This window comes from Enterobacter sp. BIDMC 27, from assembly GCF_000534415.1.
Taxonomy (GTDB): domain Bacteria; phylum Pseudomonadota; class Gammaproteobacteria; order Enterobacterales; family Enterobacteriaceae; genus Enterobacter; species Enterobacter hormaechei_C.
In genome coordinates, this window is sequence record NZ_KI973178.1 from 1530185 (window position 1) to 1542705 (window position 12521).

10 protein-coding genes are annotated in these 12521 nt (G+C 57.8%); 6 read left to right on the forward strand and 4 right to left on the reverse strand.

Annotation, left to right across the window (positions count from 1 at the left end):
* Positions 1-125: 125 nt before the first annotated feature.
* Positions 126-845, forward strand: a complete 720-nt coding sequence (gene deoD, locus L463_RS15240) for a purine-nucleoside phosphorylase (protein ID WP_003856538.1) — start codon at positions 126-128, stop codon at positions 843-845.
* An 85-nt stretch (positions 846-930) separates the two neighbouring features.
* On the opposite strand, the gene lplA is transcribed toward deoD, so the two are convergent.
* Positions 931-1947: a lipoate--protein ligase LplA gene (gene lplA, locus L463_RS15235; protein ID WP_015572614.1), complete on the reverse strand. Its 1017-nt coding sequence runs from the start codon at positions 1945-1947 to the stop codon at positions 931-933.
* Between the two features lie 39 nt (positions 1948-1986).
* Positions 1987-2631, reverse strand: a complete 645-nt coding sequence (locus L463_RS15230) for a YtjB family periplasmic protein (protein ID WP_015572615.1) — start codon at positions 2629-2631, stop codon at positions 1987-1989.
* Between the two features lie 117 nt (positions 2632-2748).
* On the opposite strand from L463_RS15230, the gene serB reads away from it, so the two are divergent.
* The 3 genes from serB to nadR all read left to right on the forward strand — a co-directional run bounded on the left by serB (position 2749) and on the right by nadR (position 6446).
* Positions 2749-3717, forward strand: a complete 969-nt coding sequence (gene serB, locus L463_RS15225; protein ID WP_003856524.1) for a phosphoserine phosphatase — start codon at positions 2749-2751, stop codon at positions 3715-3717.
* A gap of 75 nt (positions 3718-3792) precedes the next feature.
* Positions 3793-5178, forward strand: coding sequence for a DNA repair protein RadA (gene radA / locus L463_RS15220; protein ID WP_017383829.1), 1386 nt, complete (start codon positions 3793-3795; stop codon positions 5176-5178).
* 35 nt (positions 5179-5213) lie between these two features.
* The gene (gene nadR, locus L463_RS15215; protein WP_015572616.1) at positions 5214-6446 is read left to right on the forward strand and encodes a multifunctional transcriptional regulator/nicotinamide-nucleotide adenylyltransferase/ribosylnicotinamide kinase NadR; all 1233 of its coding nucleotides are present in this window, start codon (positions 5214-5216) and stop codon (positions 6444-6446) included.
* Positions 6447-6529: 83 nt separating this feature from the next.
* Here the strand turns inward: nadR and L463_RS15210 are convergent, their stop codons facing one another.
* The gene (locus L463_RS15210) at positions 6530-7531 is read right to left on the reverse strand and encodes a zinc-binding alcohol dehydrogenase family protein (RefSeq protein ID WP_032103048.1); all 1002 of its coding nucleotides are present in this window, start codon (positions 7529-7531) and stop codon (positions 6530-6532) included.
* Between the two features lie 108 nt (positions 7532-7639).
* On the opposite strand from L463_RS15210, the gene L463_RS15205 reads away from it, so the two are divergent.
* Positions 7640-8539 (forward strand): LysR family transcriptional regulator, encoded by a 900-nt coding sequence (locus L463_RS15205; RefSeq protein ID WP_017383827.1) that lies wholly within the window; start codon positions 7640-7642, stop codon positions 8537-8539.
* A gap of 128 nt (positions 8540-8667) precedes the next feature.
* Here the strand turns inward: L463_RS15205 and ettA are convergent, their stop codons facing one another.
* Positions 8668-10335 (reverse strand): energy-dependent translational throttle protein EttA, encoded by a 1668-nt coding sequence (gene ettA, locus L463_RS15200; RefSeq protein ID WP_006810191.1) that lies wholly within the window; start codon positions 10333-10335, stop codon positions 8668-8670.
* A 226-nt stretch (positions 10336-10561) separates the two neighbouring features.
* Between ettA and sltY the strand changes: the two genes are divergently transcribed.
* Entirely contained in the window at positions 10562-12499 is a 1938-nt protein-coding gene (sltY, locus tag L463_RS15195; protein ID WP_017694548.1) for a murein transglycosylase, read from the forward strand.
* The last annotated feature ends 22 nt before the right edge of the window (positions 12500-12521 follow it).

Genomic DNA, 12521 nt, shown 5'->3' on the forward strand with positions numbered 1-12521 from the left:
GCGGATTGGGTGCGGCCTGATGCCCTCACCCCGGCCCTCTCCCACAGGGAGAGGGAGAACAGAATGTAGGCCGGGTAAGGCGTAGCCGCCACCCGGCAAAAACAACAATGTAAAAGGAACTGAAGATGGCAACTCCTCACATTAATGCAGAAATGGGTGATTTCGCTGACGTCGTATTGATGCCGGGCGACCCGCTGCGCGCGAAGCACATTGCAGAAACCTTCCTCGAAGACGTGCGTGAAGTGAACAACGTGCGCGGCATGCTGGGCTTCACCGGCACCTATAAAGGCCGCAAAATCTCCGTGATGGGTCACGGCATGGGTATCCCATCCTGCTCCATCTACACCAAAGAGCTGATCACCGATTTCGGCGTGAAGAAAATCATCCGTGTTGGCTCCTGCGGCGCGGTGCGCATGGACGTTAAGCTGCGTGACGTGGTGATCGGCATGGGCGCGTGCACCGACTCTAAAGTCAACCGCATCCGCTTTAAAGATCATGACTTTGCGGCCATCGCTGACTTTGACATGGTGCGTAACGCGGTTGACGCGGCAAAAGCGCTGGGCGTTGACGCGCGCGTGGGCAACCTGTTCTCTGCCGATCTGTTCTACTCGCCTGAAGGCGACATGTTCGACGTGATGGAAAAATACGGCATTCTGGGCGTGGAAATGGAAGCGGCCGGTATCTACGGCGTGGCGGCTGAATTCGGTGCGAAAGCGCTGACCATCTGCACCGTGTCTGACCACATCCGTACCCACGAGCAGACTACCGCTGCCGAGCGTCAGACCACCTTCAACGACATGATCAAAATCGCGCTGGAATCCGTTCTGCTCGGCGATAAAGAGTAATACCTGTTGTGCCGGGTGGCGGCTTCGCCTGACCCGGCCAGCGGTTTTCCAGGCCCGCTAAGCAGAGCGCCAGCGGGCTTTTTTATTAGCGTACTGCCTGCGCAATCCACGCCGATAACTCCCGCAACTCTTGTTCCTGTTCCGGAAAATCAACACGTAACGCGTCACACTCCTGTTGCAGCATATCTGCCCGATAGAGACAGCCCTGCAAACGTGCAGCCAGCGCTTCTAACGGTGCCGGATTAAGACTATCCGTAAATACCTGGGTACGAGAGATATGGCCTTTCTCGACGTCAAAGTGCAGCTCAACGCCGCCCCAGGTAAATCGCTCATCCAGCAGGTGTGAAAACGCCGGTGCCTGACCGAAATTCCACTCCCAGCTGCTCTGGCGGGCGAAGGTTTCCGCGAAGTTTGGCAGATCCGGGGTTTTATCCGGAGAAATCACCTCGGCTTCTACGCGTTCACCGTAATGCCTGAAAAAGGCCTCGCGGATCGCATCGCAAATGCGCTCATGGGTAATCCCCGGCAGGAGCTCCACCAGATTCGCCACGCGACCGCGCACGGAGGTAATGCCTTTGGCCTGGAGCTTTTTCTTGTCCGGGTTCAGATAGTTTGCCAGACGGCTCAGATCGGCATTCAGCAATAGTGTGCCGTGGTGGAATCCGCGATCCATCGTTTCGCGGTAGGCTGAGCCTGACACTTTCCGGTCGCCTTCAGGCGTTTTCACGACCAGATCGTTACGTCCCGAGGCTTCAGCCGTCACGCCGAGTGAATTGAGCGCGTTAAGCACAATGGAGGTCGAGATGGTTTTGTCGTATTCCGGCTTGCCCGCCATAAAGGTAAAGCAGGTGTTGCCCAGATCGTGAAACACCGCACCGCCGCCGCTGCTGCGGCGCGCCAGGCGGACGTTGTCCTCTTCCATACGGCGGGTGTTACACTCTTTCCACGGATTTTGCGCGCGACCAATAACGACCGTATCGGCGTTGCGCCAGAGAAACAGGACGCGCTGGGTGGCAGGCATCTGGCGGAAGATGCACTCTTCCACCGCCAGGTTAAACCAGGGATCGTAAGAGTCAGAGATTAGCAGGCGTAACGTCGACATGGCAGAGTTCCTTTTCCGAATCATCCGCCTACTTTATCACTATTCTTTCTTCTCGCTCTCTTCCTCTTCGGGAACCGACTTGCTGGCGGTTAACAGGAACGGCGACTGCTGCCAGCGGGTGCGCTTGCCCTGGAGCAACGTACGTGCCAGTACCACGCCAATCGCCAGCGAGAGCAGCAGCATCAGGCGCAAAATATTGGTGGTGTTATCCACCTGTTTGGCTTCGGTTGGCAGGGTGTGGGTGTCGAGTGTCAGACGTAAATAGCCGAGCGGACCATTCTTGCCCTGAATGGGTTCGACGATTTGTTGGTTGAAATAACCACCGGCTTTTTTGCCATCCAGCGCCAGCCTGTCGCGCACGTCGACATGCTCACCCGCGCGGGCAATCAGGTCGCCCTGTTCATCGTACACGCCCGCATCCAGAATGCGGCTGTTTTCCGTAAGCTGGCGCAATACCTGGGCTATTCGCTTATCATCCGGCGTTTCGGTGCGCATAGACGGCGCAACGTTGAGCGTCACCTGGCGCGCCAGCGTCCGGGCCAGTTCCTCAAACTGCGGGTTACGCTGTCGTTGGTGATTCTGGCTAAACCAGGATGCCCCCTGCATCAGCGCCACTAATAGTGCGAGACAGATCAGGACAATCACGGCGCGATGAAGCCGGAATTTCAGTTTTGCGCGAGCCATATTCCACCTGCTTAAAATTTACGGCTTAATGTTGCCAGAAGTGATGGTTACAGGGTAGCCTCATGCGTTATTTTCCCTCTGGAACCTTCCGGCGCGAACGAAATTACAGGAGCTTCAATGCCGAACATTACCTGGTGCGACCTGCCAACGGATGTCTCTTTATGGCCAGGATTGCCGCTCTCTTTAAGTGGCGATGAGGTGATGCCTCTCGATTACCACGCTGGCCGTAGCGGCTGGCTGCTGTACGGACGCGGCCTGGATAAGCAACGCCTCACCCAGTATCAAACCAAACTGGGCGCAGCGATGGTCATCGTTGCGGCCTGGTGCGTGGAAGATTATCAGGTTATTCGCCTGGCGGGTTCCCTGACGCAGCGCGCCACGCGTCTGGCGCACGACGCCGGGCTGGACGTTGCCCCCCTCGGCAAAATTCCGCACCTGAAAACGCCCGGCCTGCTGGTAATGGACATGGACTCCACCGCCATTCAGATCGAATGTATTGACGAGATTGCTAAACTGGCGGGCAGCGGCGAGCTGGTGGCGGAAGTCACCGAGCGCGCGATGCGCGGCGAGCTGGATTTTACCGCCAGCCTGAGACAGCGCGTGGCGACCCTGAAGGGGGCCGATGCTAACATTTTGCGTCAGGTGCGCGATGAACTGCCCCTGATGCCTGGGCTGACGCAGCTGGTGCTCAAGCTGGAGACGCTCGGCTGGAAAGTGGCGATTGCCTCCGGCGGGTTCACCTTCTTTGCCGACTACCTGCGTGACAAGCTGCGTCTGACCACCGTGGTGGCAAACGAGCTGGAGATCATGGACGGCAAACTCACCGGACAGGTCATCGGCGACATCGTGGATGCGCAGTACAAAGCCAATACGCTGACGCGTCTGGCGGAGAAATATGCCATTCCGGTCGAGCAGACCGTCGCCATCGGCGATGGCGCGAACGATCTGCCGATGATCAAAGTTGCCGGGCTGGGTATTGCCTACCATGCCAAGCCGAAAGTGAATGAAAAGACGGAAGTCACTATCCGTCATGCTGATCTGATGGGGGTGTTCTGCATTCTCTCCGGCAGCATTAATCAAAAATAGCGGCCTGCTTTTGTAGGCCGGGTAAGCGTCAGCGCCACCCGGCGCGCAGACCGCACAGAAATAACGAGGTAAACCGTGGCGAAAGCTCCAAAACGCGCATTTGTCTGTAATGAATGTGGTGCGGATTATCCGCGCTGGCAGGGGCAATGCAGCGCCTGTCATGCCTGGAACACCATCACCGAAGTGCGTGGTGTGGCGGCTTCGCCGAGCGTGGCCCGCAATGAACGGCTGAGCGGCTATGCGGGCAATGCAGGCGTGTCGAAGGTACAAAAACTTTCGGATATCAGCCTGGAAGCGCTGCCGCGCTTTTCCACCGGATTCAAAGAATTTGACCGCGTGCTCGGCGGTGGCGTAGTGCCGGGCAGCGCCATTCTGATCGGCGGTAACCCGGGCGCGGGTAAATCGACCCTGCTGCTGCAAACGCTCTGCAAGCTAGCCGAACAGATGAAAACCCTGTACGTCACGGGGGAAGAATCACTTCAGCAGGTGGCGATGCGCGCGCACCGCCTCGGCCTGCCGACCGGCAATCTGAATATGCTTTCGGAAACCAGCATCGAGCAGATCTGCATGATCGCCGAAGAAGAGCAGCCGAAGCTGATGGTGATTGACTCCATTCAGGTGATGCATATGGCTGACATTCAGTCGTCACCGGGAAGCGTGGCGCAGGTGCGTGAAACCGCGGCCTACCTGACGCGCTTTGCCAAAACGCGCGGCGTGGCGATTGTAATGGTTGGTCATGTGACCAAAGACGGCTCGCTGGCGGGACCGAAAGTGCTTGAACACTGTATCGACTGCTCGGTGATGCTCGATGGCGATGCGGATTCCCGTTTTCGTACCCTGCGCAGCCATAAAAACCGCTTTGGCGCGGTGAATGAGCTGGGCGTGTTTGCCATGACCGAGCAGGGGCTTCGCGAAGTCAGCAACCCGTCGGCCATCTTCCTGAGCCGTGGCGACGAGATCACGTCCGGTAGTTCGGTGATGGTGCTGTGGGAGGGGACGCGTCCGCTGCTGGTTGAAATTCAGGCGCTGGTGGATCAATCGATGATGGGCAACCCGCGGCGCGTGGCGGTCGGTCTGGAACAGAACCGCCTGGCGATCCTGCTGGCGGTGCTGCACCGTCACGGCGGTCTGCAAATGGCGGATCAGGATGTGTTCGTCAACGTGGTTGGTGGGGTGAAGGTTACGGAAACCAGCGCGGACCTGGCGCTGCTGCTGGCAATGGTCTCCAGCCTGCGCGACAGACCGTTGCCGCAGGATCTGGTGGTATTTGGTGAGGTAGGGTTGGCCGGCGAGATCCGCCCGGTGCCGAGCGGTCAGGAGCGTATCTCCGAAGCGGCAAAACATGGCTTCCGCCGCGCGATTGTTCCGGCCGCCAACGTGCCGAAAAAAATTCCGGAAGGGATGCAGGTTTTTGGCGTTAAAAAACTTGCAGATGCGTTAAATGTCTTTGACGACTTATAATTACGTATTCGATTTTGCAGGAGGCACCGTAATTTATGTCATCATTTGACTACATCAAGACCGCTATCCGCCAGAAGGGCTGCACGTTGCAGCAGGTGGCGGACGCCAGCGGCATGACCAAGGGCTACCTGAGCCAACTGCTGAACGCCAAAATCAAAAGCCCCAGCGCGCAGAAGCTGGAAGCGCTGCACCGTTTTCTGGGGCTTGAATTTCCGCGGATGCAAAAGAACATTGGCGTGGTGTTCGGTAAGTTCTACCCGCTGCATACCGGGCATATCTATCTGATCCAGCGCGCCTGTAGCCAGGTCGACGAACTGCATATCATCATGGGTTATGATGAAACCCGCGATCGCCAGCTGTTTGAAGACAGCGCCATGTCGCAGCAGCCCACCGTGCCGGACCGCCTGCGCTGGCTGCTTCAGACCTTTAAATATCAGAAAAATATTCGTATTCATGCCTTTAACGAAGAGGGCATGGAGCCGTATCCGCACGGCTGGGACGTGTGGAGCAACGGCATCAAAGCGTTTATGGAAGAGAAGGGCATTGCGCCTAACTGGATCTACACCTCTGAAGAGTCCGACGCGCCGCAGTTCCGCGAGCATCTGGGCATCGAGACGGTGCTGATCGATCCTAAACGCACCTTCATGAACATCAGCGGGGCGCAGATCCGCGAGAACCCGTTCCGCTACTGGGACTACATCCCGACCGAGGTGAAGCCGTTCTTCGTGCGTACGGTGGCGATCCTCGGCGGCGAGTCGAGCGGGAAATCGACGCTGGTAAATAAGCTGGCTAACATCTTCAATACCACCAGTGCGTGGGAGTATGGCCGCGATTACGTCTTCTCACACCTTGGCGGCGACGAGATGGCGTTGCAGTATTCCGACTACGATAAAATCGCGCTCGGTCATGCCCAGTACATTGATTTTGCGGTGAAATACGCCAATAAAGTCGCCTTTATTGATACCGATTTCGTCACCACGCAGGCGTTCTGCAAAAAGTACGAAGGGCGCGAGCACCCGTTTGTGCAGGCGCTGATTGACGAATACCGCTTTGACCTGGTGATCCTGCTGGAAAACAATACCCCGTGGGTGGCCGACGGCATGCGCAGCCTGGGCAGCTCGGTGGACAGGCGGGAGTTCCAGACCATGCTGGTAGAGATGCTTAACGAGAACAACGTTGAGTTTGTACATGTGGAAGAGTCGGACTACGACTCCCGCTTCCTGCGCTGCGTCGAGCTGGTGAAGGAGATGATGGGGGAGCAGGGTTAATAACTTCCCCTCTCCCACCAGGAGAGGGGGCTTTAATCGCCCTCTCCCTTTGGGAGAGGGCCGGGGTGAGGGAATCAGTCCACTCAATACTCAATCACCACCTTCCCACGCATATGCCCCTCCAGCACCCTGCGGTGCGCTTCGGTAATGCTTTCCACGCTTAGCCCGTGCAGCGTTTCGCTGAGCGAGCTTTCCACCACGCCGTTATCCACCAGCTTCGCCACCTCATCTAAAATCTCACCCTGACGCGCCATATCCGTGGTCTGGTACATGCTACGGGTGTACATAAATTCCCAGTGCAGGGCGGCAGATTTGGACTTCAGCTTGTCCTGGTTCAGCGGATGCGCGTTTTCAACGATGGAACAAATGTCTCCCTGAGGGGCAATCAGATCGCTGACCGCATCCCAGTGCCCGTCGGTATCGTTGAGGATAAAAATGTAATCCACAAAGGTGAGCCCCTGTTTCGCCAGTTCTCCCTTCAGGTCGTGGTAATTTACAACAATGTCAGCCCCGCGATCGCGACACCACCGGGCGGAATCTTCTCGTGAAGCGGTTGCGACGATCTTCACCTTGCTGTTGTGCTTCGCAAACGGGATCGCCAGCGATCCGACTCCACCCGCGCCGCCAATTATCAGCAGCGTTTTATCTGCGTCGGCATCCTGAATCTTCAGCCGTTCAAACAGGCCTTCCCACGCGGTGAGCGCCGTCAGCGGCAATGCAGCCGCGGCGGCCCAGTCAAGGCTTGCAGGCTTGTGCCCGACAATGCGCGCATCGATCAGCTGGTGCGTGGTATTACTGCCCGGACGGGTGATATCCCCCGCGTACCATACTTCGTCACCCGGTTTGAATCCGGTGACGCAAGCCCCAACGGCTTGTACGATACCGCTGGCATCCCACCCGAGAATGCGCGGCTCCTTCAGTCCGCTTTTGGCAATGCCTGCATGTACCTTGGTGTCCACCGGGTTTACGGAGACGGCTTTTACCTCCACCAGCAGATCGTGTTCACCGGGCTGCGGCATCGGCGGAGTGATTTCAACGAAGGTGGACGGATTTTCCGGGTTAACGGCAATGGCTTTCACTGACATAGTGTGCTCCTCAATGGCATGCGTTTTGTTGAGGCTAGTCTATTAAGTGGTCAGCTGCATGATAAGATGGACAATCCAGAACTCAGCGTTCGTACAGGGTGAACAATCATGTTTAAACAGCTTCAGGATATGGCGCTGTTTGCGCTGGTGGCCGAGATGGGCAGCTTTACCGCGGCGGCGCAGAAGGCGGAACTGCCGAAATCCAGCGTCAGCCAGCGGATTAGCCAGCTGGAGCAACAGGTGGGGATCCGTCTGTTGAATCGCACCACGCGCAGAATAAGCCTGACGTTTGCGGGCGAACACTATCTGGTGCACTGTCGTGAAATGCTGGCGGCCAGCGAGCGCGCGGAGTATGCCATTCAGCGGCTGCGCGAAAACCCCAGCGGGCGGCTGCGGATCACCTGTCCGGCGGGAATTGGCGCGACGCTGCTGGCGCATATGAATGCCGAGTTCCAGCTTCGCTATCCGGACGTGTCGCTGGATGTGTCGATCTCAGACGACGTGGTGGATCTGGTCGAGTCTGGCTTTGACGTGGCGCTGCGCACCGGCAAACCGCAGGATTCATCCCTGATTGGCCGCATGATTGGGCACTGTCCGCGCTACATGCTGGCCTCGCCCCACTACCTGGCGCGTCGGGCGCCGTTAATTCATCCCCGACAGCTGGTGGATCACCGCTGCATTACGCACCGGGCATGGTCAGAGTGGCTTCTGCGAAGCGAGAATGAGGATTACCGCTACCTGCCGGATAACGCCCACATGACGGATAACCTGGTGTACGCCCGGGAATGCGCCATTGCCGGGGCGGGGATCACGCTGTTACCCGCATTCCTGCTGGAAGATAAGATCGAAAAGGGCGCGCTGGTGAAGGTGCTGTCGGCGTGGAGCGTTGAGGGAAACGATCTCTGGCTGGCCTACCCGAGCCGTAAGCTCAATTCGCCTGCGCTGATGAGCTATATCGACTTTGCGATGCAGTTTGATGAGGTGAAGCGGTATTACGTGGGCAAATAAAAAAGCCGGGTGGCGGCTTCGCCTTACCCGGCCTACACACTGTGCGGCCTGATGCCCTCACCCTGGCCCTCTCCCACGGGGAGAGGGTACAAACATAAAAAACGGCAACCGAAGTTGCCGTTTTGCTTTTATTTCGCAATACGCTTGTACTTAATACGCTTCGGCTCCAGCGCGTCTGCGCCCAGCGTGCGTTTCTTGTACTCTTCGTATTCGGTGAAGTTACCTTCGAAGAACTCCACCTTACCTTCGTCCTGGTAGTCCAGGATGTGGGTTGCGATGCGGTCCAGGAACCAGCGGTCGTGCGAGATAACCATCGCGCAGCCCGGGAACTCCAGCAGGGCGTTTTCCAGCGCGCGCAGGGTTTCGATGTCCAGGTCGTTGGTAGGTTCATCAAGCAGCAGAACGTTGCCGCCAACCTGGAGCAGCTTCGCCAGGTGCAGACGACCGCGCTCACCGCCGGACAGCTCGCCCACGCGTTTGCCCTGGTCAGTGCCCTTAAAGTTAAAGCGGCCAACGTAAGCGCGGCTTGGCATCTCGGTGTTGCCGATACGCATGATATCCAGACCGCCGGAAACCTCTTCCCACACGGTTTTGCTGTTGTCCATTGCGTCGCGGAACTGGTCCACGGAAGCCAGCTTCACGGTTTCACCCAGGGTGATAGAGCCGCTGTCAGGCTGTTCCTGACCGGACATCATGCGGAACAGGGTCGATTTACCTGCGCCGTTCGGACCGATGATGCCAACGATAGCGCCTTTCGGCACGGAGAAGGTCAGGTCGTCGATCAGCAGACGGTCGCCGTAGGACTTACGCAGGTTGGTCACTTCAACCACTTTATCCCCCAGACGTGCGCCAGGTGGAATAAACAGTTCGTTGGTTTCGTTACGTTTCTGGTATTCAGTGTTGTTCAGCTCTTCGAAGCGTGCCAGACGGGCTTTGCCCTTGGACTGACGGCCTTTCGCGCCCTGACGCACCCACTCCAGCTCTTTCTCGATAGACTTACGACGCGCCGCTTCCTGAGATGCTTCCTGCGCCAGACGCTGATCTTTCTGCTCCAGCCAGGAGGAGTAATTGCCTTCCCACGGAATACCTTCGCCGCGGTCCAGCTCCAGGATCCAGCCTGCAACGTTGTCGAGGAAGTAACGGTCGTGAGTAATCGCCACCACGGTGCCTTCGAAGTCGTGCAGGAAGCGCTCCAGCCACGCCACGGATTCCGCATCCAGGTGGTTGGTAGGTTCGTCGAGCAGCAGCATGTCTGGTTTTTCCAGCAGCAGGCGGCACAGCGCCACGCGGCGGCGTTCACCACCGGACAGGTTAGCGATTTTCGCATCCCAGTCTGGCAGACGCAGGGCATCGGCCGCGCGCTCCAGCTGCACGTTCAGGTTATGACCGTCGTGCGCCTGGATAATCTCTTCATATTTGCCCTGCTGAGCGGCCAGTTTGTCGAAGTCCGCATCCGGCTCGGCGTATTTGGCATACACTTCATCCAGACCTTTCAGGGCGTTAACCACCTCGGATACCGCTTCTTCAACGGATTCACGCACGGTGTGTTCCGGGTTCAGCTGGGGTTCCTGCGGCAGGTAGCCGATCTTAATGCCAGGCTGCGGACGGGCTTCACCTTCGATGTCTGTATCGATGCCGGCCATGATGCGCAGCAGGGTGGACTTACCGGCACCGTTGAGACCCAGAACACCGATTTTTGCGCCCGGGAAGAAGCTCAGCGAGATATTTTTAAGAATATGACGTTTCGGCGGGACAACTTTGCCGACACGATGCATGGTATAAACGAATTGAGCCACGTTGGACTTCGCCTCTTTTATCGTGATGAGAATGAATTTCAGCCTCGAAGTGTAGCCTTTTTCACGCCCTAATCCCAGCCAGGAACGTCGGGAGTGTTAAAACGCGCAAGAAAGGTAAAAAAGTGTCCATGACGTGGCGCGTTGTGGGATGCCTGGTTAGCATAAGTTGATGTAACTTTGACGTGGCAAGACGCTGCAACTGACGAAAAACAATGAGGAAGAGCTTGTGGAAAAAGCCAAACGGGTGGTCTGGCGTCTGCTGGCTGCCAGCGTATGCGTAATGGCGGTAAGCCAGGCGGTGCATGCCGATTCACTGGATGAACAACGTAACCGCTATGCCCAGATTAAACAGGCATGGGACAACAAGCAGATGGATACCGTGCAGGCGCTGATGCCGACGCTGAAGGATTATCCGCTGTATCCATATCTTGAGTATCGTCAGATCACGGACGATCTCATGAATCAACCGACCGTCACCGTGAATAACTTCATTCAGGCGAACCCGACCCTGCCGCCTGCGCGCACCCTGAAGTCCCGGTTTGTGAACGAGCTGGCCCGTCGCGAAGACTGGCGCGGCCTGCTGGCTTTCAGCCCGGATAAACCGGGCGCGACGGAAGCGCAGTGTAATTACTACTATGCGAAATGGGCGACCGGTCAGCAGGAGGAAGCCTGGACCGGCGCGAAAGAGCTGTGGCTGACGGGCAAAAGCCAGCCAAACGCCTGTGACCCGCTGTTCAGCGCCTGGCGCGCCTCGGGCAAGCAGGATCCGCTCTCTTACCTGGAACGTATTCGCCTGGCGATGAAGGCCGGAAACACCCGGCTGGTCACCGTGCTGGCGGGCCAGATGCCCGCAGATTATCAGACCATTGCGTCTGCCGTTATCAGTCTTGCAAACGATCCCAATACCGTGCTGACGTTTGCGCGTACTACCGGCGCGACCGATTTTACCCGCCAGATGGCGGCGGTGGCCTTTGCCAGCGTGGCGCGTGATGATGTGGAAAACGCCCGGCTGATGATCCCGCAGCTGGTGCAGGCCCAGCAGCTTAATGACGATCAAACTCAGGAGCTGCGCGATATCGTGGCATGGCGACTGATGGGGACAGATGTCACCGACGAACAGGCGCGCTGGCGTGATGATGCGGTGATGCGTTCAAACTCTGTCTCGCTGGTGGAGCGTCGCGTGCGCATGGCGCTGGGAACGGGCGATCGTCGTGGCCTCAATACCTGGCTGGCGCGTCTGCCGATGGATGCCAAAGAGAAAGATGAATGGCGTTACTGGCAGGCGGACATGCTGCTCGAACGTGGTCGTGAAGATGAAGCCAAAGAGATCCTCCACTCCCTGATGCAGCAGCGCGGATTCTACCCGATGGCGGCGGCGCAGCGTCTGGGCGAGGAGTACACCCTGAAGATCGACAAAGCGCCAGCCAACGCGAACCCGGCGCTGACGCAGGGGCCGGAAATGGCGCGCGTGCGCGAGCTGATGTACTGGAATCTGGATAATACCGCGCGCAGCGAATGGGCGAATCTGGTCACCAGCCGTACCACCGATGAGAAAGCGCAGCTTGCCCGCTATGCATTTGATAATCGCTGGTGGGATCTGAGCGTGCAGGCGACGATCGCCGGCAAACTGTGGGATCATCTCGAAGAGCGTTTCCCGCTGGCTTATAAGGATCTGTTCGATCGCTACACCAGCGGCAAAGATATTCCGCAAAGCTACGCGATGGCCATTGCCCGTCAGGAGAGCGCCTGGAACCCGAAAGTGCGTTCTCCGGTGGGTGCCAGCGGCCTGATGCAGATTATGCCGGGTACCGCGACGCACACGGTGAAGATGTTTAATATTCCAGGCTACAGCAGCCCGTCCCAGCTGCTGGATCCGGAGACTAACATCAACATCGGTACCAGCTACTTGCAGTACGTCTATCAGCAGTTCGGTAATAACCGTATCTTCGCGTCAGCGGCGTACAACGCCGGGCCTGGCCGCGTGCGGACATGGCTTGGCAACAGCGCAGGGCGCATCGACGCCGTGGCGTTTGTCGAGAGCATTCCGTTCTCGGAAACGCGCGGCTATGTGAAGAATGTGCTGGCTTATGACGCCTACTATCGCTACTTCATGGGGCAGAAAGATACCCTGATGAGCGATGCCGAGTGGCAGAGACGTTACTGATCGGCGCGGGTTGTGTTATGCT

Coding starts and splice junctions, on each gene's coding strand:
- deoD (WP_003856538.1), top strand. CDS start 126: ATGGCAACTCCTCACATTAATGCAGAAATGGGTGATTTCGCTGACGTC.
- lplA (WP_015572614.1), bottom strand. CDS start 1,947: ATGTCGACGTTACGCCTGCTAATCTCTGACTCTTACGATCCCTGGTTT.
- L463_RS15230 (WP_015572615.1), bottom strand. CDS start 2,631: ATGGCTCGCGCAAAACTGAAATTCCGGCTTCATCGCGCCGTGATTGTC.
- serB (WP_003856524.1), top strand. CDS start 2,749: ATGCCGAACATTACCTGGTGCGACCTGCCAACGGATGTCTCTTTATGG.
- nadR (WP_015572616.1), top strand. CDS start 5,214: ATGTCATCATTTGACTACATCAAGACCGCTATCCGCCAGAAGGGCTGC.
- L463_RS15210 (WP_032103048.1), bottom strand. CDS start 7,531: ATGTCAGTGAAAGCCATTGCCGTTAACCCGGAAAATCCGTCCACCTTC.
- L463_RS15205 (WP_017383827.1), top strand. CDS start 7,640: ATGTTTAAACAGCTTCAGGATATGGCGCTGTTTGCGCTGGTGGCCGAG.